The sequence below is a fragment of the Pseudomonas sp. GNP014 genome (assembly GCF_054344005.1).
The window spans coordinates 5,951,027-5,971,813 of sequence record NZ_JBTGUS010000001.1; the positions used below are offsets into that span (position 1 = coordinate 5,951,027).

The 20,787-nt window shown below is 58.6% G+C and carries 20 protein-coding genes and 2 pseudogenes; 7 read left to right on the top strand and 15 right to left on the bottom strand.

The window, feature by feature from the left end; all coding sequences use genetic code 11:
- Nucleotides 1-58: 58 nt before the first annotated feature.
- The 3 genes and pseudogenes from ACXX9E_RS26835 to ACXX9E_RS26845 all read right to left on the bottom strand — a co-directional run.
- A complete protein-coding gene (locus tag ACXX9E_RS26835; protein WP_225931099.1) occupies nt 59-598 on the bottom strand; it encodes a methyl-accepting chemotaxis protein in 540 nt (179 codons plus the stop codon).
- A 3-nt stretch (nt 599-601) separates the two neighbouring features.
- A pseudogene (locus tag ACXX9E_RS26840) lies at nt 602-1,378 on the bottom strand (PAS domain-containing protein); the annotation flags it as partial.
- A gap of 584 nt (nt 1,379-1,962) precedes the next feature.
- A pseudogene (locus tag ACXX9E_RS26845) lies at nt 1,963-2,130 on the bottom strand (ABC transporter substrate-binding protein); the annotation flags it as partial.
- 373 nt (nt 2,131-2,503) lie between these two features.
- On the opposite strand from ACXX9E_RS26845, the gene ACXX9E_RS26850 reads away from it, so the two are divergent.
- Nucleotides 2,504-2,917 (top strand): GNAT family N-acetyltransferase, encoded by a 414-nt coding sequence (locus tag ACXX9E_RS26850; protein WP_458556469.1) that lies wholly within the window; start codon nt 2,504-2,506, stop codon nt 2,915-2,917.
- Between the two features lie 36 nt (nt 2,918-2,953).
- On the opposite strand, the gene def is transcribed toward ACXX9E_RS26850, so the two are convergent.
- The 3 genes from def to ACXX9E_RS26865 all read right to left on the bottom strand — a co-directional run bounded on the left by def (nt 2,954) and on the right by ACXX9E_RS26865 (nt 4,802).
- Nucleotides 2,954-3,493, bottom strand: a complete 540-nt coding sequence (gene def, locus ACXX9E_RS26855; RefSeq protein WP_103522058.1) for a peptide deformylase — start codon at nt 3,491-3,493, stop codon at nt 2,954-2,956.
- Between the two features lie 2 nt (nt 3,494-3,495).
- Nucleotides 3,496-4,446, bottom strand: a complete 951-nt coding sequence (locus ACXX9E_RS26860; protein WP_458556470.1) for a YihY/virulence factor BrkB family protein — start codon at nt 4,444-4,446, stop codon at nt 3,496-3,498.
- 164 nt (nt 4,447-4,610) lie between these two features.
- Nucleotides 4,611-4,802, bottom strand: a complete 192-nt coding sequence (locus ACXX9E_RS26865) for a CsbD family protein (protein WP_025112838.1) — start codon at nt 4,800-4,802, stop codon at nt 4,611-4,613.
- 196 nt (nt 4,803-4,998) lie between these two features.
- Between ACXX9E_RS26865 and ACXX9E_RS26870 the strand changes: the two genes are divergently transcribed.
- Nucleotides 4,999-5,376, top strand: a complete 378-nt coding sequence (locus ACXX9E_RS26870; protein WP_041068691.1) for a hypothetical protein — start codon at nt 4,999-5,001, stop codon at nt 5,374-5,376.
- Nucleotides 5,377-5,592: 216 nt separating this feature from the next.
- Here the strand turns inward: ACXX9E_RS26870 and fadD1 are convergent, their stop codons facing one another.
- On the bottom strand, nt 5,593-7,290 hold the full coding sequence (gene fadD1, locus ACXX9E_RS26875; RefSeq protein WP_458556471.1) for a long-chain-fatty-acid--CoA ligase FadD1: 1,698 nt from the start codon (nt 7,288-7,290) through the stop codon (nt 5,593-5,595).
- 364 nt (nt 7,291-7,654) lie between these two features.
- A complete protein-coding gene (gene fadD2, locus ACXX9E_RS26880; protein ID WP_222832223.1) occupies nt 7,655-9,343 on the bottom strand; it encodes a long-chain-fatty-acid--CoA ligase FadD2 in 1,689 nt (562 codons plus the stop codon).
- Between the two features lie 213 nt (nt 9,344-9,556).
- On the opposite strand from fadD2, the gene ACXX9E_RS26885 reads away from it, so the two are divergent.
- Together ACXX9E_RS26885 and ACXX9E_RS26890 are read left to right on the top strand one after the other, a co-directional pair.
- The gene (locus ACXX9E_RS26885; RefSeq protein ID WP_222832222.1) at nt 9,557-10,501 is read left to right on the top strand and encodes an alpha/beta hydrolase; all 945 of its coding nucleotides are present in this window, start codon (nt 9,557-9,559) and stop codon (nt 10,499-10,501) included.
- 41 nt (nt 10,502-10,542) lie between these two features.
- A complete protein-coding gene (locus tag ACXX9E_RS26890; RefSeq protein ID WP_003227420.1) occupies nt 10,543-11,013 on the top strand; it encodes a MaoC family dehydratase in 471 nt (156 codons plus the stop codon).
- A 203-nt stretch (nt 11,014-11,216) separates the two neighbouring features.
- Here the strand turns inward: ACXX9E_RS26890 and ACXX9E_RS26895 are convergent.
- Nucleotides 11,217-12,358, bottom strand: a protein-coding gene (locus tag ACXX9E_RS26895; protein WP_458555753.1) for an IS3 family transposase whose coding sequence is annotated in 2 segments (ribosomal slippage) — nt 11,217-12,097 and nt 12,097-12,358 — 1,143 coding nt in all. Because the reading frame shifts where the segments join, the coding sequence is not laid out codon by codon here.
- A 176-nt stretch (nt 12,359-12,534) separates the two neighbouring features.
- The gene (locus ACXX9E_RS26900; protein WP_123467120.1) at nt 12,535-13,002 is read right to left on the bottom strand and encodes a ferritin-like domain-containing protein; all 468 of its coding nucleotides are present in this window, start codon (nt 13,000-13,002) and stop codon (nt 12,535-12,537) included.
- A 206-nt stretch (nt 13,003-13,208) separates the two neighbouring features.
- On the opposite strand from ACXX9E_RS26900, the gene ACXX9E_RS26905 reads away from it, so the two are divergent.
- Nucleotides 13,209-13,445 (top strand): DUF3820 family protein, encoded by a 237-nt coding sequence (locus ACXX9E_RS26905; RefSeq protein WP_123467122.1) that lies wholly within the window; start codon nt 13,209-13,211, stop codon nt 13,443-13,445.
- Between the two features lie 29 nt (nt 13,446-13,474).
- The gene (locus ACXX9E_RS26910; RefSeq protein WP_222832221.1) at nt 13,475-14,656 is read left to right on the top strand and encodes an aminotransferase class V-fold PLP-dependent enzyme; all 1,182 of its coding nucleotides are present in this window, start codon (nt 13,475-13,477) and stop codon (nt 14,654-14,656) included.
- Between the two features lie 4 nt (nt 14,657-14,660).
- Here ACXX9E_RS26910 and ACXX9E_RS26915 read toward each other — a convergent pair whose 3' ends face one another.
- The 4 genes from ACXX9E_RS26915 to zwf all read right to left on the bottom strand — a co-directional run bounded on the left by ACXX9E_RS26915 (nt 14,661) and on the right by zwf (nt 18,417).
- Nucleotides 14,661-15,371, bottom strand: coding sequence for a peptidase associated/transthyretin-like domain-containing protein (locus tag ACXX9E_RS26915; RefSeq protein WP_458556472.1), 711 nt, complete (start codon nt 15,369-15,371; stop codon nt 14,661-14,663).
- Between the two features lie 196 nt (nt 15,372-15,567).
- On the bottom strand, nt 15,568-16,233 hold the full coding sequence (locus tag ACXX9E_RS26920; RefSeq protein WP_007969324.1) for a bifunctional 4-hydroxy-2-oxoglutarate aldolase/2-dehydro-3-deoxy-phosphogluconate aldolase: 666 nt from the start codon (nt 16,231-16,233) through the stop codon (nt 15,568-15,570).
- Nucleotides 16,234-16,250: 17 nt separating this feature from the next.
- On the bottom strand, nt 16,251-16,964 hold the full coding sequence (gene pgl, locus ACXX9E_RS26925; RefSeq protein WP_123467128.1) for a 6-phosphogluconolactonase: 714 nt from the start codon (nt 16,962-16,964) through the stop codon (nt 16,251-16,253).
- Nucleotides 16,951-18,417, bottom strand: coding sequence for a glucose-6-phosphate dehydrogenase (gene zwf / locus ACXX9E_RS26930; protein WP_123467130.1), 1,467 nt, complete (start codon nt 18,415-18,417; stop codon nt 16,951-16,953). The genes pgl and zwf overlap by 14 nt, the downstream gene beginning before the upstream one ends.
- Nucleotides 18,418-18,643: 226 nt before the next feature.
- Between zwf and ACXX9E_RS26935 the strand changes: the two genes are divergently transcribed.
- Nucleotides 18,644-19,504: a MurR/RpiR family transcriptional regulator gene (locus ACXX9E_RS26935; protein ID WP_169842436.1), complete on the top strand. Its 861-nt coding sequence runs from the start codon at nt 18,644-18,646 to the stop codon at nt 19,502-19,504.
- Nucleotides 19,505-19,842: 338 nt separating this feature from the next.
- Here ACXX9E_RS26935 and ACXX9E_RS26940 read toward each other — a convergent pair whose 3' ends face one another.
- The gene (locus tag ACXX9E_RS26940; RefSeq protein WP_222832218.1) at nt 19,843-20,697 is read right to left on the bottom strand and encodes a D-hexose-6-phosphate mutarotase; all 855 of its coding nucleotides are present in this window, start codon (nt 20,695-20,697) and stop codon (nt 19,843-19,845) included.
- Nucleotides 20,698-20,787 lie beyond the last annotated feature (90 nt).

The following is a 20,787-nucleotide window of genomic DNA, read 5'->3' on the forward strand; positions in this document are numbered from 1 at the left end:
CGGTGACTGACACGCCGCAATCGCGAGCAGGCTCACTCCTACAGTTGTTCAGGGGTGGCTAGTTCAGTTGCAGCGTCGCATTGAACTGCCCGATGGCATCCACCACATGCCGTGAGCCCTGTTGAATTTCCAGGATCACCTCCCCCGCTTCATTCGCCAGTTCCACCCCGAGCCCGGTGCGGCTCAGGCTCGACTGCATGCTCGACACCGCACTCAAAGACAGATCGTGGTTCTTGCGCACCACGTCGACAATTTCCAGCGTCGCCTGACTGGTGCGCGCCGCCAGACTTCGCACCTCATCCGCCACCACCGCAAAACCACGCCCGTGTTCACCGGCCCGCGCCGCCTCGATGGCGGCGTTCAGTGCCAGCAGGTTGGTCTGGTCGGCAATCCCGCGAATGGTCTGCACGATGGTGCCGATGATGTCCGACTGCTTGTTGACCGCGTCGATGCTTCGCGCCGCTTCGTTGAGGTCGCGGGAAATGTCCTGAATGATCTGCACGGTTTGCTGCACGACCTGTGAGCCTTTTTGCGCGCAGGCGTCGTTTTGTACCGAGGTGCTGTGAGCCGATTCCGCCGCGTTCTGCAAAGTGGTCATCTGCTGGGTGATGTCGCTGGCGAACTTCACCACTTTGTACAAACGGCCCTTGGTATCGAACAACGGGTTGTACGAGGCTTCGAGATAAACCATTTGCCCGGACTTGTTCTTGCGCTCGAAACGGTGCGAGTGGTATTCGCCGCGATTGAGTGATGCCCAGAACGCCTTGTACTGCGCCGACTCGGATTCGGAACGGTGACAAAACAGGCTGTGGTGGTGACCGACGATTTCATTGAGCGAGTACTGCATCGTTCTGAGAAAGTTGTCGTTGGCGGTAATCACGTTGCCTTCCGGAGTGAACTCGATCACCGCCATCGAACGGCTGATCGCCGCCAGCATGCTTTCTTCTTCATGCTCTTTATTGACCCGTGCGGTGATGTCCGCCGCCACTTTGATCACACTTTTGACTTGTTTGTCCGCGCCGTACACCGGCATGTAACTGGCTTCGAGCCAGATCTCCTTGCCGCTTTTGTTCAAGCGCAGAAACGTGCCGCTGATCGGCTCGCCCCGGGCCAGGTCACGCCACAACCTGGCGTAGTCCTCGCTGCGGTAATACACCTCTTCGCAAAATACCCGGTGATGTTTGCCGCGCACTTCCTCGGCGCTGTAACCCATGGTCTTGCAGAAGTTTTCGTTGGCATCCAGAACAATGCCTTCGGGCGTGAATTCGATCATCGCCATCGAGCGGCTGATCGCTTCGAGTTTGGCATTGGCTTCGGTCAAGGCGCAGCTGAAACGCTCGATTTCCTGCAGGTCAGCCTTGTGATGTAGGTTGAACATGGTTGTATCACCTTCCGCGCGGTCTTTTGATTTGATGAAAGTTCAGGTCTTTCAAGATCCACCACTACGTTCCATAGAACAGGCACACGCACTCCTCCACGGGAGGAAGTTGTCAGGTGATAAATGATGGTCAATCGGAGAGTCCATGCAGCGACGCTCTAATCAAGACATCCTTCTCTTGATAGCCCGCACGCGGGCCAGCCCTAACGCGTTGAAGAACTTCCATGTAAAACGATGCTCCTTGTCGGTTCAGTGTCGGTGCCTTTAATTGCGCACTCTGGCAGCATGAAGTCACGGACCAACCGTGTACGACCCTCATTGGATTGACATGACGGTCAACATAGTCAGTTAAAGGTCAGCATAGACAGCGCGAAGCCTTGCGCAAGGCCACTAGTCGGCCAGTATCTGGCACTTTTTGCACAAGAATCGGTTCAGCGCGGTGGCAGGTGTTGGCGGGTCTGACGCTTTCGCTGGCAAGCCAGCTCCCACAGGGGCTGCGCTGGATCAAATCAGCGCAGGTCTTGTGGGATCTGGCTTGCCAGTGCTGAGGCCATTACAAGCACTACAGAAACAACAGAAATGACTTACAGACTTCCAGTCACTTTGGTAGCTACATCCGCAGGTAGCCAAGACTTCCACACCTGCGGCTGATCACGCAGGAACGCCTCGGCCACCACTCTCGGCTGTTGGCGCTTTTCGCTCATGGCCGCCAGGGTCTGGTTCAGCAGATCAATCGGCAAGTCGACTTTCTCAGGGTTTCGATGTACTGGCGATGAGCGGCGTCGAAGTAATGGGGCATGGCGTTGCTCGGAACGGGAATCTTCCCCTTCTGTGCAACAACATTGATAAATCTTGCAGATTATTTTCCGGGTGCAGGCAGGAGCCCGAGAACCGGGCTCCGGAAAGGCGTGATCAATGACCGAAGATGTCGACTTTCTTGGCTTTCTTCTCCGCACGCTTTTCAATCGCGGTCTTGGCCGGCTTCTTCTTCGCGGCTTTCTTTGAATCCATACCTTTGGACATGATGCGTACTCCACTCACAGGGGATGTAGGCTCAGGTATACACCTATCGCGCCTCGCGCGTTCTTTTATAATCGCCGCTTTGCCCGCCGACAGTCCGATCCCATGCCCGATACCCAGTACGTCCTGCTCGACGAGCCGTTGTGGCCGTTGATGAACAAGTTCTACCGCAGCCACCAGTCGTCGATGAAAGCCGTGCGCGATGCGCAATTGTGGGTGGCGCGGCGCGAGGAAATCGTTGCCGCACTGTGTTTGCGGCCGGTCGCGGGCGGGCGTTGGTTGACCGGTTTGTTTGTTGATCCACAGTGCCGCGAACAAGGGATTGCCGCGCAGTTGATCGCGGCGGCCGTCAAGGATGTGATGGAACCGGTGTGGTTGTTCTGTCATCCGGATTTGCGCGGTTTTTATGAGCGGCGCGGGTTCAGCTTCGACCCGGCCCTGCCCCAGGCGATGACCGAGCGGTTGAGCCGGTATGCGCGGAGCAAGCCGATGATTGCGATGGGGCTGGATCGTTCGTGACTCACTCCTACAGGGGAGAATCGCGTTTGACCCGGATTAGTCGTCGGCGGCTGGATCGAGATCCGGGAACATCACTTCGGTAAAGCCGAACTTGCTGAAATCGGTGATGCGCGAGGGATACAGGCGGCCGATCAGATGATCGCATTCATGCTGTACCACCCGTGCGTGAAAACCTGACGCCACGCGCACGATCGGCTCGCCCTTCGGATCAAAACCTTCGTAACGAATCTGCTGATAGCGATCCACCGCGCCACGCAATCCCGGCACCGACAGACAGCCTTCAAAACCTTCCTCGGTCAGCGGACTCAACGGTGTGATCAGCGGGTTGATCAGGATCGTCTGCGGCACCGCTTCAGCGTCCGGATAACGTTCGCTGTGCTCGAAGCCAAAGATCACCAGTTGCAGGTCGACGCCGATCTGCGGCGCGGCCAGACCAACACCGCCGACGCTTTCCATGGTCTGGAACATGTCGTCGATCAGTTGCCACAGTTCGGGGCTGTCGAACATTTCCGGCGGCACGGGCGGGGCGATGCGCAGCAGGCGTTCGTCGCCCATTTTGAGGATTTCACGAATCATGATCAGGCTTCGTCAGTGTCCGGCTTGAGCGAGTGATCGCGCCCCAGGCCCGAGACGTGTTGTTTGGGGTGTGCATCGAGTTCGCCGGGGACTTTCTCACCCGCATCCTTGCCCTCGCTGGACATGTGCTCGATCACCGCGTTCATCTCGGCGCCGAGCAACAGCACCGCAGCGGAAATGTAGAAATACAGCAACAGCACGATGATCGCCCCGATGCTGCCATACATCGCGTTGTAGTTGGCGAAGGTCTTCACGTAGAAAGCGAAACCCAACGAGGCGATGATCCACACCACCACGGCCAATACCGAACCGGGGGTGATGAAGCGGAATTCCTGTTTGACGTCGGGCATGACGTAGTAGATCAGTGCCACAGCGACCATCATCAGAATCACGATCACCGGCCAGCGCGCGATGGTCCACACGGTAACGATGAAGTCTTCCAGCCCCACCTGCGCGGCGATCCAGCCCATCACCTGCGGCCCGAGCACCATCAGCGCGGCGGCCACCAGGAGCATGCCGGCAATGCCGACGGTGTAGACAATCGACAGCGGGAAACGCTTCCAGATCGGCCGGCCCTCGACCACGTCGTAGGCGGCGTTCATCGCACTCATCATCAGGCGCACACCGGCAGACGCGGTGTACAGGGCAATAACGATACCGACCGAGAGCAGGCCGCCCTTGGATTGCTGCAACTGGTCGATCACCGGGTTGACCTGTTCCAGCGCCTGCGGTGGCAGGACCAGTTCCGATTGCAGGCGCAGCCAGGTGAAGAAATCCGGCAGGTGCAGGAAACCGATCAGGGCAATCAGGAACAGAATGAACGGGAACAGCGAGAACAGCATCTGGTAGGCCAGTGCCGAAGCGTAGGTCGACATCTCGTCGTCAACGAACTCAGTGACCGTGCGCACCATCACCCGGTGCAAGGGCAGACCTTTCATGTCCGGAAAAATCATTCGCGTCTCCTTTCGCCGCAGAAACAGGTTGAAGTCGTGGCGACTCAGGGGCCGTTTTTTACATCACGGTAGCCTACTTGGCGACCTTCGTGGATGACTGTCGGGCTTTGACACAAAAACGGCCATCCTTGGATGGCCGTTCGTGTGTTTCGTTCAAGGCCGGATTACGCCTTGTCGATGGTCTTCTTCACTGCGTCTTTGGCTTTGCCGACTGCTTGCTGGGCTTCGCCTTTTTTCTCTTGAACCTTGCCTTCGGCTTGCAGCTTGGTGTTGTCAGTGGCTTTACCGACGCCTTGCTTGATGTTGCCGACCGCTTCGTTGGCCATGCCTTTTACTTTATCGCCAGTGCTACTCATGGTGTTTCTCCTTGGTGCATTGAAGGGGAAAAGTCAGTACGTAATGATTGACTGGCGCGGTTTGCCACGAGTTTCATTTATTTTTGCTCCTCTTTTCGTCGGGCAATGCAGGTTGGGCTTTATGTTTGCCCCCCAAGCCCCGAGAATGCGCAGCTATGGGCGCGGTGCGCCAACGATCAGATCCCGCAGGAATGTTATGAAACTCGATAAAAAGCAGGCCATTGCCCGTCGCAACCAGGAACTGGGCGGCGCGGTGCTCGGCACCAACAACTGCCACTTCGCCGAACTGAACCGCAACCGCAACATCTGGTGGTTCGACCTGCCGGTGTCGCGCCTGGCCGTCGGTCAGTACGAGTGGATTCACCTGCTGATGCACACCCCGGCGACCGACGAACTGCTGCACCTGAAAGTGCCGACGGTGTTCCTGCGGGAAAAACTCGAAGGCCTGGTGATTCGCAACGAAGGCAAGCGCAAGGCCGCGTTGAGCCTGGAGTTGAGTGCGGACAAGGATTCGTACCTGCAGGACATGCGGCCGGCGGGGACCAACGTGAATTTTGCGCCGTTCCGTCAGTAGGATTTGTGCCGCCGCCCTTCCCCTCACCCTAGCCCTCTCCCAAGGGAGAGGGAACTGACCGAGGTGTTTGGATAAGCTACATCGACCTGAGATATCGAGTTGAACTCAGGTTATGAAAGGCCCCCTCACCCCAGCCAGGTGAGGGGCAGGTTCAACACAAAATCCCAGCCCTGCTCCGCCCCAACAAAAAGCCCCGCATCTGCGGGGCTTTTTGTTTTATGCGGCGTTCTTCGCCTTGATCTTCTTCAGCTCTTCGTCACGCAACTCGCGGCGCAGGATCTTGCCGACGTTGGTGGTCGGCAGCGCATCGCGGAACTCCACCGAACGCGGGACCTTGTAACCGGTGACGTTGGCGCGCATGTGCTCCATCACGGTTTCCTTGGTCAGGGTCACGCCCGGTTTGGCGACGATGAAAATCTTGATCGCCTCGCCCGACTTCTCGTCCGGCACGCCGATGGCGGCGCACTGCAACACGCCCGGCAGGGTCGCCAGCACGTCTTCCAGCTCGTTCGGATAGACGTTGAAACCGGAGACCAGAATCATGTCTTTCTTACGATCGACAATGCGCATGTAGCCGTCCGGCTGGATCAGCGCGATGTCACCGGTCTTCAGCCAGCCTTCGCTGTCGAGGATTTCGTCGGTGGCTTCCTGGCGCTGCCAGTAGCCCTTCATCACTTGCGGGCCCTTGACGCACAGCTCACCGATTTCGCCCAGCGGCTGCTCGACACCGGCATCGTCGATGACTTTGCAGAGGGTCGACGGCACCGGAATGCCGATGGTGCCGATCTGGATTTGCTGGATCGGGTTGACCGTGGCCACCGGGCTGGTTTCGGTCATGCCGTAACCTTCGCAGATCGAGCAACCGGTCACCGCTTTCCAGCGCTCGGCAGCGGCCAGTTGCAAGGCCATGCCACCGGACAGGGTGACTTTCAGATTGGAGAAGTCCAACTTGCGGAAACCTTCGTTATTGCACAGTGCGACGAACAGCGTGTTCAGGCCGACAAAGCCGCTGAACTTCCACTTCGACAGCTCCTTGACCATCGCCGGCAGGTCGCGCGGGTTGCTGATCAGGATGTTGTGGTTGCCGATCAGCATCATCGCCATGCAATGAAAGGTGAACGCATAGATGTGGTACAGCGGCAGCGGCGTGATCAGGATCTCGCAACCTTCATTGAGGTTGGAGCCCATCAGCGCCTTGCACTGCAGCATGTTGGCGACGAGGTTGCGGTGAGTCAGCATCGCGCCCTTGGCCACACCGGTGGTGCCGCCGGTGTATTGCAGCACCGCGACATCGCCGCTGTGCGGATTGGCTTCGGCCACAGGCTGGCCCTGGCCCTTGCTCAGTACGTCGTTGAACTTGACGGCTTTGGGCAAGTGATACGCCGGCACCATCTTCTTCACGTACTTGATGACGCTGTTGATCAGCAGACGCTTGAGCGGCGGCAGCAGGTCGGCCACTTCAGTGACGATGACGTGCTTGACCCCGGTTTTCGGCACCACGGCTTCCGCCAGGTGAGCCATGTTGGCCAGGCAGACGAGGGCCTTGGCACCGGAGTCGTTGAATTGGTGTTCCATTTCCCGCGCGGTGTACAGCGGGTTGGTGTTGACCACGATCAGCCCGGCGCGGATCGCACCGAAGACGGCCACCGGGTACTGCAGAACGTTGGGCAGTTGCACGGCGATTCGATCACCGGGCTGCAAATCGGTATGCTGTTGCAGATACGCGGCAAAGGCACCGGACAATTCGTACAGTTCACCGTAGGTGATTGTCTTGCCCAGGTTGCTGAAAGCCGGTTTGTTGGCGAAGCGTTGGCAGGATTGCTTCAACACTGCCTGAATGTTCGGATACTCGTCTGGATTGATGTCGGCAGCAATTCCAGCCGGGTATTTATCCTTCCAAAAGTCTTCGATCATGGAAGCCCACTCCTCAGCAACGCGAATTCTTCACCGCATTTGATGCGATTATTATTGGTGTGTGTTTTGTATTGGTGAATCTGGCTTTTATATAGGCCGAGAAGTCACAAAGCGCGCCGAGAGTAGCAGCTTTGCCAAGTGCCGACTAGAGCCAAAAGCGGCCCACACAGTCACATTGATGACTCAAGACTTTCTAACAGTCATTTTAGAGCAAAAATCCTAGAAACCTGTGAAAGTCCCGGTTTTCCGGGCCTTTGCCCCCTCCAAAAAGCATCACGGGCAAGCCCGCTCCCACAAGGTTGATGAAAATCCCTGTGGGAGCGTGGCTTGCCCGCGATCCGCGCACAGCGCGGCCATTCACCGATCAGGCGATATCGCGCAACTCCCGCCGTAGAATCTTGCCAACCGGCGTCATCGGCAACGAATCACGCAACACAATGTGCTTCGGCACCTTGTACGCGGTGAAATTCTCTTTGCAGTACGCCTTCAGCTCTTCGAGGCTCACGCCGGTTTCCCGCGCCACCACAAACAGCTTCACCGCCTCCCCGGAACGCTCGTCCGGCACGCCGATCACCGCGCAGTTGGCGACTTTCGGATGGGCCATGACCACGTCTTCGATTTCGTTCGGGTACACGTTGAAACCGGAGACGATGATCATGTCCTTCTTGCGGTCGACGATGCGCACGAAGCCGTCCGGATCGATCACCGCAATATCACCGGACTTGAACCAGCCTTCGGCATCCAGCACTTCGGCGGTGGCGTCGGGTTGGTGCCAGTAGCCCTTCATGATCTGCGGGCCCTTGATGCACAACTCGCCACGCTCGCCCATCGGTTGTTCGACCCCGTCATCGTTGATGACTTTGAGCAATGTGCCCGGTACCGGCAAGCCGACTGTGCCCAGGCGCGACTGATCGCCATACGGGTTGGTGCAGGCCACCGGCGAGGTTTCGGTCAGGCCGTAACCTTCAGTGATGCGGCAACCGGTGAGCTGTTCCCAACGCTCGGCGGTGGCTTTGACCAGCGCGGTGCCGCCGGAGTTGGTGAGCTTCAGGCTGGAGAAGTCGAGGGTCTTGAAATCCGGATGATCCATCAGCGCGACGAACAGCGTGTTCAGCCCCAGCAAGGCCGAAAAACGCCAGTTTTTCAGTTCCTTGATGAACCCGGCAATGTCCCGCGGGTTGGTGATCAGCACGTTGTGATTGCCGGAAACCATCATGCACATGCAATTCGCCGTAAAGGCATAGATGTGATAAAGCGGCAGCGGCGCGACCATCACCTCCTGACCTTCACGCAGCAGGGGCTGGCCATCCGGGCCGAGTTGCGCGAGACAGGCACGAACCTGCTGCATGTTCGCCACCAGATTGCCGTGGGTGAGCATCGCGCCTTTGGCCAGTCCGGTGGTGCCGCCGGTGTATTGCAGCACGGCGATATCGTCGAGGCTGACCTTCAAGGGCTTGATGCCCAGGCCACGGCCCCTGCGCAACGCACTTTTGAAAGAGATCGCCTGGGGCAGCGAATACGCCGGGACCATCTTCTTCACTTGGCTGACCACAGTATTGACCAGCCAGCCCTTGGCAGTGGGCATCAGGTCGCCCATCTTCGCTTCGATCAGGTATTGAATATCGGTGTCGGCCAGCACTTCCTGGACTTTCTGCCCGAACATGTTCAGGTACACCAGCGCCCGCGCCCCGGAGTCCTTGAACTGGTGACGCATCTCCCGCGCGGTGTACAACGGATTGGTGTTGACCACGATCAGCCCGGCGCGCAGCGCCCCGAACACAGCAATCGGATAATGCAGAACGTTGGGCATCTGCACCGCGATGCGATCCCCCGGGACCAGATCGGTATGGGCTTGCAGGTAACCGGCGAAGGCCGCGCTCTGGCGCTCCAGCTCGGCATACGTCAGGGTCACGCCCATGTTGCTGAAGGCCGGGCGATCAGCGAATTTCTTGCAGGAACGTTCAAACACCTCGATCACCGACTTGAACTCCCCCATGTCGATGTCCAGCGGTACGCCGGCCGGGCGTTTGTCATTCCAGAAATCAGGTTGCATTGTTTTTGTCCTCTTTACCTGAGCTGATCCGGGCCGCTCTCTGTCATTTCTGAAAAAGCGGTGCTTCCCGGACACTAGCAGCTATGGCCATTCAGGCAAATATGGGCCATCTCGTCATTGATCGCGTGAATCTTCCTGCCGTGGCGTGGGCTGATCAGACTTAACCTGGCGGATGCGCTATACAATGTTTCGACCCTGAGCAAAGGAATCGCCATGATCCACCACACCCTATGGCTTGATGCGAATGACCGCAGCCGGCTTTTCGTCAATCAGTGGCTGCCGGCCGCACCATTGAAAGCGGTGGTCCTGATTGCCCACGGCATGGCGGAACACAGCGGGCGTTATCAACAGTTGGCGGAAACGTTTTGCGACAAAGGATACGGTGTCTACGCCCCGGATCTGCGCGGTCATGGCCAGACAGCCGAGAACGGCACCCTCGGCCATTTCGCCGATGACGACGGCTGGTGCAAGGTTGTCAGCGACCTCGCCAGCCTCAATCAATACATCGGCCAGCAACACCCCGGCGTGCCAATCATTCTGCTCGGGCACAGCATGGGCAGTTACCTCGCTCAGGGTTATCTGCTGCACCACAGCGCCAGCCTGCACGGGGCGATTCTCAGTGGTTCGAATTTCCAGCCCCCGGCCCTCTATCGCGCCGCCCGGCAAATTGCCCGCCTGGAAAAACTGCGTCAGGGTGGCAAGGGCCGCAGTGCGCTGATCGAATGGTTGTCGTTTGGTTCATTCAACAACACCTTCAAACCGGTGAGCACACCGTTCGACTGGCTCAGCCGCGATCCGGCCGCAGTCGCCAAATACGTGGCCGACCCGCTGTGCGGCTTTCGCTGCACCAACCAGTTGTGGATCGACCTGCTCGGCGGCTTGCAGCAAATCAGCAAAGCGTCCACTCTCGCGCAGATCGACCCGGGCCTGCCACTGCTGGTGATCGGCGGTGAATGTGATCCGGTGAGTGAAGGCAAACGTCTGACAGATCTGGCCAATGCACTGCGCAACGCCGGCAGCCAGAACCTGCAATTGAAGATTTACCCGCAGGCCCGGCACGAATTGTTCAACGAAACCAATCGCGACGAAGTGATCGCCGATGTGCTGGCCTGGATCGACCAGGCGCTGAGCCATCCGCGCCCGCATCGCAGCGAATAATTTTTGTGGATTCATTTAATCCGTCACAGGAATCAAGACCGATGACCCAGGTTACCAACATCCCTTATGAAGCCCTCGAAGTCGGCCAGACCGCGAGCTACAGCAAGACGGTCGAAGAGCGCGACATTCAGCTGTTTGCCGCGATGTCGGGCGACCACAACCCGGTGCACCTGGACGCCGAGTTCGCCGCCGCCAGCATGTTCAAGGAACGCATCGCCCACGGTATGTTCAGCGGTGCGCTGATCAGTGCTGCGGTGGCTTGCGAACTGCCTGGGCCGGGCACTATTTATATCGGTCAGCAAATGAGCTTTCAGAAGCCGGTGAAGATTGGCGACACCCTGACCGTGCGCCTGGAAATTCTCGAGAAGCTGCCGAAGTTTCGTGTGCGCATCGCCACTCGCGTATTCAATCAGCGTGATGAATTGGTAGTGGATGGCGAGGCCGAGATCCTCGCGCCGCGCAAGCAGCAGACCGTGACCCTGCCAACGTTGCCGGCGATCAGCATCGGCTGATTGATTGGTGGGGTGTCAGTGAGAGCTTTTCCCCCTCACCCCAGCCCTCTCCCCCAGGGGGGCGCGAAGGGGAATGGAGCTGATCTTGATGCTTTTCAAAACCTGAGTTCACCTCAGGTCGCTCAAGTCGGTGCATCTCCAACATCCACCTCGGTTGATCTGGTCAAACGATCCTGGACACAGTTATAGGGTTTTATCCCTTTTCATGCCGCCAGGGTTTCCATGTCTACCGGAGTTCGATAGCCGTTGTGACTGTGTAGCCTGATCCGATTGTAATAGTGGGTCAGGTAGCGCAGCACATCGCTACTGGCTTCATCTTCGTTTCGATAACCGACCTTGGGTATCCATTCAGATTTCAAACTGCCAAAGAAACGTTCCATCGGGGCGTTATCCCAGCAGTTTCCTCGTCGACTCATGCTTTGTTTTATTCGCATCTCCGACAGCGTTTCTCGGAACATTTTGCTGCTGTAATGACAACCCTGATCCGAATGGAACATCAAGTTTTCAGGGCGTCCTCGCGACTCGAAAGCCATCCTCAACGCTTTACAGGTCAGAGCCGAATCGGGACTTCTGGATATCGCCCAACCGACGACGCGTCGGGCATGCAGGTCTAGTACCGCAGCCAGATAAACCCAGTAAGTACCGGCCCAAATGTAAGTCACATCGCCACACCACACTTGATTGGGCACCTCAACGTTGAATTTACGCTCCAAATGATTGGGGGCGTATTGAGCCTCTGCGCCGCTAGGTTTGTAACGATGTCTGCGTCGTTGCTGGCTCTTCAATCCGATCTCGAGCATCAGGCTACGAGCCATGTAACGACCTACCGACTCCTTTTCGTTACACAACGCCTTTGACAGGCTGCGCGCGCCCATTGAACCGCGACTTTGCTTATGTAATTCAGCAGCCTTGATCTTGAGGCGCTCGCGCTCGGCATCCACTTTTGTCCGCTGTTTCAGACGCTCGTAATAACTGCTGCGGTTGATACCAAACACGCCACACAACTCGGATCTTGGATATTGCTCGCTTAATTCCTCGACCAGCCTTACTGATCGAGGGAATCCGACATCAAGAGAGCCGTAGCCTTTTTTAAGATTTCCTTCTCTCGCTCAATCCGTCGGATTTTTGCTTCCAGTTCTTGGATGCGTTGTTGGTCAGGAGTCATGGCCTTGGACTTCTCAGGCGTCTTACCGTTGCGCTCAGCTCGCAACTGCTCAACCCAGCGACGCAGTGCTGTAGGTCCGACGCCCATTGCTTCGCAGGCTTCACTCACCGAATAGTCTTTATCCAAAACCAGGCAAGCTGCATCCCGTTTGAAATCTGTCGAAAAATATCGTCTAGTCAAATGCCACCTCTTCGCTGGGCGTAGATTACCGCCCTTTAAGGGTGTCCAGAATCATTAAGCCAGATCAGGTCAGTCCCCTCTCCCTCCAGGAGAGGGCCAGGGTGAGGGACTTCTGCTTTTCCCAACCCCATAAAAAAACGCCAGACTAGCTGGCGTTTTTTATAACCGACAAGCGCTTAAGAACGGGCACGAGCCTCGTTACGCAGGGCTTTCACTTGGTCGTGGTTACGCTGTACGCCGTGATACTGGCGTTCAACCAGATCACGAATGCCAACCAGATTGTGCTTGTTGATTTTCTCGATGGCTTCACGATAAGCCTTCAGGGCGTGGTCTTCACCGCGCTCGGCTTCGTTGAGCACAGCCTCTTCGTCTTTGCCGGTGAACATGGCTTTGACGTCGACCCAGCGACGGTGCAGGTCACCGCTGACGCTGGTAGAGGTTTCCGGATCACCGCCCATCGAACGCACGGTGGCTTGCAGTTCGGCAGCGGCGGTGGCGCAATCGGCCGAGCGCTTGGCGAACAGTGCTTTCAGTTCCGGGTGCTTAATATCTTCGGCGCAAGTCTTGAACCCTTCCTGACCGTCTTTGCTGGTTTCGATCAGGTCGTTGAGTACAGAGATGGCTTCTTTATTCATGTCAGTCATTTTTCAAATTCCTTGCGGTTGGTTGAAGATGCAAGGGATATTGCAGTGTGCGTGCCAGTTTTTATTTCTATAAAAAATCGTTATTTATCAATTATTTAAAGACGATTGAACTATCTGTATCACGGCTATTTGCATGATCTGTCATTTGGCCTGCATGCAGAATGCCTGTATTTTCCAGTTTGATTTCAAGCCAGACGAATGCATTGATGAATCCCGAAAAACTCGAACTGCTGATCACCCGCGAAATGCCTTTCGGCAAATACAAGGGCCGGATCATTGCCGACCTGCCCGGCCCCTACCTGAACTGGTTCGCCCGTGAAGGTTTCCCGAACGGCGAGCTCGGCGGACTGCTGGCCTTGATGCAGGAAATCGATCACAACGGTTTGTCGGATCTGCTCGAACCGCTGCGCGCCAAACACGGCAAACCCGCCCCGCGCCACTGAAACGCCCTCCTCTACTGAGCTTGCCGACCATGCCCGATAACACCCGCCGCGCCCGTGACGAAGCCTTCTGGCAGACGTTCGCCGACCGTTACGATGTTCAACCAGGCCCCGTGAACCTGGAAAACGGTTACTTCGGACGGATGTCACGCACGGTGATCGAGGAGTATCAGCGCAACATAGAGCTGATCAACACCAGCAACTCGGTGTACGTGCGCCAGCAATTCGAACAACGCGACCACCTCGACATTCGCGCGCAACTGGCCGAGTTGATCGGCGTACACGCGCAGAGTGTGGCGTTCACCCGCAATGCCACCGAAGGCCTGCAATCGCTGATCCGCAACTACAACCGCCTGCAACCGGGGGATCAGGTGCTGATCTGCGACCTCGAGTACGACACGGTCAAAGGCGCGATGCGCTGGCTGGGCGAGCATCGCGGCGTCGACGTCATCGAGATTGCGCACTCGCACCCGGCCAGTTTCGACAGCCTGCTGGAGACCTATCGCGAAACCTTCGTCCGCCACCCGAAACTCAAACTGATGGCGTTGACCCATGTCACCCATCGTACGGGACTGGTGATGCCGGTGCAGGCCATCGCGGCACTGGCCAAAGAGCATGGCATCGACATCATCCTTGATGGTGCCCATGCCCTCGGCCAGATCGAGTTCGACCTCGAAGCCCTCGGCGTCGCCTTCGCCGGCTACAACCTGCACAAATGGATCGGCGCGCCGCTGACACTCGGCTTCATGTATATCGCGCCGCAGCGTCTGGCCGACATCGACCCGGACATGGGCGAGATGCACTACCCGGTCAGCGACATCCGCGCCCGCACGCCGTACAGCACGCCGAACATTCCGGCGCTGATGAGCTTGCCGCTGGTCTTTGAAGAACACCGCTCCATCGGCGGTGCACCGGCAAAAGGCGCACGCCTCAATTACCTGCGCAACCTGTGGGTCAGCGCGGTGCGTCATCTGCCGGGTATCGAGGTCATGACACCGGACGATCCGCAGCTTTATTGTGGCATCACCGCGCTGCGCTTCAGCCGACATGCTGACCAGAAGGCCATGGCCGACCGCCTGCTCAATGACTTCAACCTGTTCACCGTGGTCCGCAATGGTGCCGCCTGCGGGCCGTGCATTCGCATCACGCCGGGACTGACCACCACCGCAGGCGACATGCAACGGCTGACTCGCGCGCTGAACGAACTGCGCTGATGCGCTAAAGCGTGTATTTGTCGAAGTCCTCGGGTTTGATCTGCGACGACACCGCAAAGGTGTCGATGCCGATCGTGAGGTGCCCGAAGTAACCGTCCTCGTGGGAGTCACGGCCGATCGGCCATACATACAGGGTCGAGGCTTCGCGGCCAATGCCGGGTGGCAAACTGTCCGAAGCATTGTTCAACCGCATCGAAGTGCGCCCGCCCCAGGCTTTGGCGTGGTGTGTCGGGCGCGAGATGATTTCCGGGAGCTGCAGCTCGCCGGTCCAGGCGACATCGTGCTCGGCGGGATATTCGTCGCCGACAACCATGCGCACCGCCACATGAAGATGCAGCGCCCGGCCGGCATGGGAATCTGGATAAATCGTGGTGAAGCGCACCCTGCCCCGGGCATCGCAGAACTGGCTGCCGCGCAGGTAGGTGTCATCGTCGCCGGTGATTGCTGTCCTGGCATCGAGGCCCTGATTGACCGGACACCCGCCCGCGTTCGCGCCCCGCGCATTGCAATGCCAGATATCCACCCTCGCGCCAACCACCGGTTCTGCGGTCATGGCATCGACAATGGTCAGGCGCAGCAACAGTGGCAAACCATCCGCACCTTCGCTGATATTGCGACGCAGCAGTTTCGGATTACGGAAAAACGGCCCGGCGATTTGCTCGGGGGCCAGTTGATACACCGGACAGGGTACGGGGATTGCGAAGTCTGGGTCCATGACACGTTCTCTCATCCATAAGATGAACGCAGATTAGCGCCGTGGAAAAACCTGTGTGCAGTAACTATGTATCGCCGCGTAACTTCAATTGTGGCAGCGCTGGCCGGAACAGGTTTTTGCCGGGCAAAAAAAACGGTGCACCGACCAAGCGCACCGTAAAGCCGTAGAACACACAACGAAGTGTCAGATAAAACTGTTAATCCAGCAGCGCCAGGGCTTCAGCGGTGCATTCCTGAATGCGCGCCCAGTCGCCGTTCTTGATCCACTCCGGATCGAGCATCCAGCTACCGCCCACGCACATGACGTTTTTCAGCGCCATGTAGCTCTTGATGTTGGCCGGGCCAACGCCGCCGGTCGGGCAGAATTTAACTTCGCCGAACGGGCCGCCGAGCGCCTTGATCGCGGCCACGCCGCCGCTGACTTCCGCCGGAAACAGCTTGAAGCGGCGATAACCCAAACCGTAGCCTTCCATGATGCCGGAGGCGTTGCTGATGCCCGGCAACAGCGGAATCGGGCTGTCGACGCTGGCTTCGAGCAGATCACGGGTGATGCCCGGGGTGACGATGAATTGCGAACCGGCCGCTTCAGCCGCCGCGAGCATGTTGCGATCGAGCACGGTGCCAGCACCGGTAACCAGCTCCGGGCGTTGCTCGCGCAGGATCTGGATTGCCTTGAGACCGAACTGCGAACGCAGGGTCACTTCCAGCGCCGTCAGGCCACCAGCGGCCAGGGCGTCGGCCAGCGGCAGTACGTCCTGCTCACGGGCGATGGTGATCACCGGCAGAATCCGCGCCTTGGCGCAGAGGCTGTCGATCAGGGCAACTTTGTCCGCCATGGAAACGGTCGGGGATGGGGTTGTCATAGCGGCTGTTCCTTGGCTCATGGGCACCAGTAAATCTCTAACGTAGGTTGCAGAAACGCGCGCACCGGCATGGCCGCGACGTCGTCGGATGCCAGTGCGGCATTCAGGGTGGTCAGTTTCGACTGACCGGAAATCGACAGAATCTTGTGCCTGGCCGACGCCAGCAGCGCGCGACTCATGGTCAGGCGCTGACGCGGCACGCTCGGCGCCAGCATCGGCCAGCAGCGACGGCTGCCATCGGCCTGCAACGCTTCGGCGAGGTTCGGGCTGTCGGGGAACAGCGATGCGGTGTGACCGTCATCGCCCATGCCCAGCACCAGCACGTCAATCGGTGGCAATTCGGCGAGCAGGCGATCGGCGTGTTCGGCAGCTTGCTCAACGTTCGCCGCAGCGCTGTAGAGGCTGAGGAACTGCGCCTTCGCCGCCGGACCTTTGAGCAGGTACTGCTTGAGCAGACCGGCATTGCTGTCGGCATGCTCAACCGGGACCCAGCGTTCATCAGCCAGGGTCACGACGACTTTCGACCAGTCCAGCGCCTGCTTGGCCAGGTGCTGAAAGAACGCCACCGGGCTGCGACCGCCGGACACCACCAGCACCGCGTTGCCGCGTGCAGCAATGGCCTCGCTCAGTTGCTTGGCCACATTCAGCGCCAGACCTTCGGCCAACAGCACCGGGCTCTTGAACTCGTGGGCATTCACGCCCGCAGGCAGTTGCACATCAGATATCGCCATACCACGACCTCCCGTCCCGCGTGATCAGTGCAATGGAGCTCATCGGCCCCCACGACCCGGCCGCATACGGCTTGGGCGCGTCACCGGACTTTTTCCAGCCGGCGATCAACTGGTCACACCACTTCCACGCGGCTTCGATTTCATCTTTACGGACAAACAGGTTCTGATTGCCGTTCATCACTTCCAGCAACAACCGCTCGTAGGCGTCGGGGATCCGCGCGCTGCGCCAGGTGTCGGAGAAATTCAGTTGCAGCGGGCCGCTGCGCAGCTGCATGCCTTTGTCGAGGCCCTGCTCTTTGGTCATCACGCGCAGGGAAATGCCTTCGTCCGGTTGCAGACGGATGATCAGTTTGTTGCTGATCTGCAGGCGTTGTTCCGGCGCGAAAATGTAGTGCGACGGTTCCTTGAAGTGGATGACGATCTGCGACAACTTCTGCGGCATGCGCTTGCCAGTCCGCAGGTAGAACGGCACGCCGGCCCAGCGCCAGTTGCGGATGTCGGCACGCAAAGCGACGAAGGTTTCGGTGTCGCTCTGGGTGTTGGAATTCGGTTCTTCCAGATAGCCCGGTACGGACTTGCCTTCGCTGTGGCCGGCGATGTATTGGCCGCGCACCACCTGAGTGGTCAGGCCTTCCGGACTGATCGGCGCCAGGGCCTTGAGCACTTTTACCTTTTCGTCACGGATGCTGTCAGCCGACAGGTCGGCCGGCGGATCCATGGCGATCAGGCACAGCAGCTGCAACAGGTGGTTCTGGATCATGTCGCGCAGTTGGCCGGCCTTGTCGAAGTAGCCCCAACGGCCTTCGATGCCGACCTTCTCGGCCACGGTGATTTCCACGTGGGAGATGTAATTCTGGTTCCACTGGGTTTCGAACAGGCTGTTGGCGAAACGCAGGGCGATCAGGTTCTGGACGGTCTCTTTGCCCAGATAGTGGTCGATGCGGTAGGTGCGGTTTTCCGGGAAAAACTGCGCCACGGCGTCGTTCACTTTGCGTGAGGATTCAAGGTCGGAGCCGATCGGCTTTTCCAGGACCACGCGAGTATTTTCCGCCAGACCGACTTTCGCCAGGTTCTCGCAGATCGCGCCGTACACCGCCGCCGGTGTGGCGAAGTAGGCAATCATGCGTTGCGCGCTGCCGGCCAGTTCGGCCAGCGCCACATAGTCTTCAGCCTTGAGGAAGTCGACGTGCAGATAAGTCAGGCGCGCCAGAAAGCGCTCGGCCACGGCTTCGTCCAGCTCTTTGCCGACATACCGACGCAATTCGGCGGCGATGAACGCCAGGTGCTGCTGTTCGCTACCGGCTTCACGGGCCAGCGCGATGATCCGCGTGTCCTCGTGCAACAGGTCAGCGCCATCGAGGTGGTAAAGGGCAGGAAACAGCTTGCGCAGGGCCAGATCGCCAAGAGCGCCGAACAAGGCAAAGGTGCACGGTTCAACCGTAATCGAAGGCATGATGTTTGTTCTTTTATCAAGTTAAGCTACAAATACCTTTTTTCAAGGCATCACTCAAGGGAAAATGTAGTAATAACCACAACATTTTCGCAAAATACAGATTCCGAGTGGTGGTCGGTCGGAGCCATCAGTAGGATAGGCCACCGTTACGGGCCATATCAAAGGCCCAATTTGCATAGCCCGGCGCACCTTTGCGCAGGTGAATTAGGAATTTCATATGGACCGCGTGCGAAATTTACTGGAACAGATCCAGAGTCGCCTTGAAGAGCTGAACAAGGCCGAACGCAAAGTCGCCGAGGTGATCCTGCTCAACCCGCAGCAGGCCACCCGCTTCAGCATCGCCGCCCTCGCCCAGGCGGCGTCGGTGAGCGAGCCGACGGTCAACCGTTTCTGCCGTTCGTTCGGTGTCAGCGGCTATCCCGAACTCAAGCTGCAACTGGCGCAGAGCCTGGCCAGTGGCGCAGCGTATGTCAGCCGTGCGGTGGAAGCCGATGACAATCCAGAGGCGTACACGCAGAAGATTTTCGGCAGTGCCATCGCCTCGCTGGACAGCGCTTGCCAGGCGCTGGACCCGAACCTGATCAGCCGCGCCGTCGACCTGTTGATTCAGGCGCGGCAGATCCACTTCTTCGGCCTCGGCGCCTCGGCACCGGTGGCGCTGGATGCGCAGCACAAGTTCTTCCGCTTCAACCTGGCGGTCACCGCGCATGCCGATGTGCTGATGCAGCGGATGATTGCTTCGGTGGCGCACACCGGTGAGTTGTTCGTGATCATTTCCTACACCGGGCGCACCCGCGAGCTGGTGGAAGTGGCGCGCATTGCTCGGGAGAACGGCGCTTCGGTGCTGGGCCTGACGGCGGAGAATTCGCCGCTGGCCAAGGCCAGCACCCTGAGCCTGAACATTCCACTGCCGGAAGACACCGACATCTATATGCCGATGACCTCGCGGATCATTCAGTTGACCGTGCTGGATGTGCTGGCGACCGGCATGACCTTGCGGCGCGGGGTGGATTTCCAGCCGCATTTGCGCAAGATCAAAGAGAGCTTGAATGCCAGCCGGTATCCGGTTGGGGATGAATTCAACTAAAGATCAAAAGCCCCTCACCCCAGCCCTCTCCCCGAGGGAGAGGGGGCCGACCGAGGTGTCTTGCGCTATACATCGACCTGAAACACCGAGTCGATTATGGATTCAACGTCATCCGTTCAGGTCGGTGCATCTCTCGAATATCCCCCATTCGCCCCCTCTCCCGGGGGGAGAGGGAGCCGACCGAGGTGTCTTGCGCTATACATCGACCTGAAAAATAGAGTCGATTATGGATTCAGCGCTGCACTTTCACGTCGGCGTAACGCTTAAGCATCCCCCATTCGGTCCCCTCTCCCTCCGGGAGAGGGCTAGGGTGAGGGGCTACGATGTGACTGACACACTCAAGCCGCCGCCCACGCCTGCAAACTCAAATGCGCCTTCTCCCCCGGCGCCAGATGCAAGCTGTCAGTCCCACCCGCCGCCGCTTCAACACAGACAAACTCGGAAATCTCATCCCAGCTCACGCCCAACAACGGCCGCGCTCCAGGATGCCAGACCACCGTGTCGCCGCTGTCACCGGTATCAATGCACAACTCGCGCTGCCAGGCGTGATCCTTGAGCTGTAATTCGCCGTCGTGCTGGAACACACGCTGGCAGCCGCCATCGACGCGTAACTCGCCTTCCTGCTGACAAGACTGGCGACTCAACTGGTCATAACCCTGCGCGCCTTCGAGGCCAGACAGCGCTATCTCACCGACATCGCCAATACGCCAGTAAGCGTGCAACGCCTGGCTCAACTGGCACGGCATGTCGTCCTGATGCTCAGTGCTCAGGCGTAACTCCATGCGTTCTCCGAGGTGCGCGTGCAGGTCGACCTGCCAGTCGCACAATTGCAATTGCCAGTGCAGGCGCACGCCATCCTCGGCGCTGCTGCTGTCGAGCAGTTTCCAGTCGAGCAGCCGCGCCCAACCATGGGACGGCCAGGCGTTTTCGCTCGGATGGCGGCCATACCACGGCCAGCACACCGGCACGCCGCCACGGATGGCGCCAACGTGCGGCCACTTCGCCGCACACCATAACCACGGCTTTTGCCCGCGTGGCTGAAAGTGCAGCAACTGCGCGCCCTGACGACTGAACACCGCCTGACACAGCGGATGATCAATCACCAACACGTCGCGCATCTGATAGCGCTCCCAGGCGAACACCGGTTGTTCACGCAGGGATTTGAAGAAGCGTTGCAGCGGATGCTCATGCATTGGCCACGGTTCCGAATTCATCTGTTACGGGCTGCGCCAGCCCTCAAAAAAAAGCGGACAGCCTAGGGGGCGTTCTCAATTGTTTTTCCC

Coding starts and splice junctions, on each gene's coding strand:
- ACXX9E_RS26910 (WP_222832221.1), top strand. CDS start 13,475: ATGCCCGATAACACCCGCCGCGCCCGTGACGAAGCCTTCTGGCAGACG.
- def (WP_103522058.1), bottom strand. CDS start 3,493: ATGATTCGTGAAATCCTCAAAATGGGCGACGAACGCCTGCTGCGCATC.
- pgl (WP_123467128.1), bottom strand. CDS start 16,964: ATGGCGATATCTGATGTGCAACTGCCTGCGGGCGTGAATGCCCACGAG.
- zwf (WP_123467130.1), bottom strand. CDS start 18,417: ATGCCTTCGATTACGGTTGAACCGTGCACCTTTGCCTTGTTCGGCGCT.
- ACXX9E_RS26885 (WP_222832222.1), top strand. CDS start 9,557: ATGATCCACCACACCCTATGGCTTGATGCGAATGACCGCAGCCGGCTT.
- ACXX9E_RS26890 (WP_003227420.1), top strand. CDS start 10,543: ATGACCCAGGTTACCAACATCCCTTATGAAGCCCTCGAAGTCGGCCAG.
- ACXX9E_RS26860 (WP_458556470.1), bottom strand. CDS start 4,446: ATGATTTTTCCGGACATGAAAGGTCTGCCCTTGCACCGGGTGATGGTG.
- fadD2 (WP_222832223.1), bottom strand. CDS start 9,343: ATGCAACCTGATTTCTGGAATGACAAACGCCCGGCCGGCGTACCGCTG.
- ACXX9E_RS26940 (WP_222832218.1), bottom strand. CDS start 20,697: ATGCATGAGCATCCGCTGCAACGCTTCTTCAAATCCCTGCGTGAACAA.
- ACXX9E_RS26905 (WP_123467122.1), top strand. CDS start 13,209: ATGAATCCCGAAAAACTCGAACTGCTGATCACCCGCGAAATGCCTTTC.
- ACXX9E_RS26850 (WP_458556469.1), top strand. CDS start 2,504: ATGCCCGATACCCAGTACGTCCTGCTCGACGAGCCGTTGTGGCCGTTG.
- ACXX9E_RS26915 (WP_458556472.1), bottom strand. CDS start 15,371: ATGGACCCAGACTTCGCAATCCCCGTACCCTGTCCGGTGTATCAACTG.
- ACXX9E_RS26870 (WP_041068691.1), top strand. CDS start 4,999: ATGAAACTCGATAAAAAGCAGGCCATTGCCCGTCGCAACCAGGAACTG.
- ACXX9E_RS26920 (WP_007969324.1), bottom strand. CDS start 16,233: ATGACAACCCCATCCCCGACCGTTTCCATGGCGGACAAAGTTGCCCTG.
- ACXX9E_RS26835 (WP_225931099.1), bottom strand. CDS start 598: ATGACCACTTTGCAGAACGCGGCGGAATCGGCTCACAGCACCTCGGTA.
- ACXX9E_RS26900 (WP_123467120.1), bottom strand. CDS start 13,002: ATGACTGACATGAATAAAGAAGCCATCTCTGTACTCAACGACCTGATC.
- ACXX9E_RS26865 (WP_025112838.1), bottom strand. CDS start 4,802: ATGAGTAGCACTGGCGATAAAGTAAAAGGCATGGCCAACGAAGCGGTC.
- fadD1 (WP_458556471.1), bottom strand. CDS start 7,290: ATGATCGAAGACTTTTGGAAGGATAAATACCCGGCTGGAATTGCTGCC.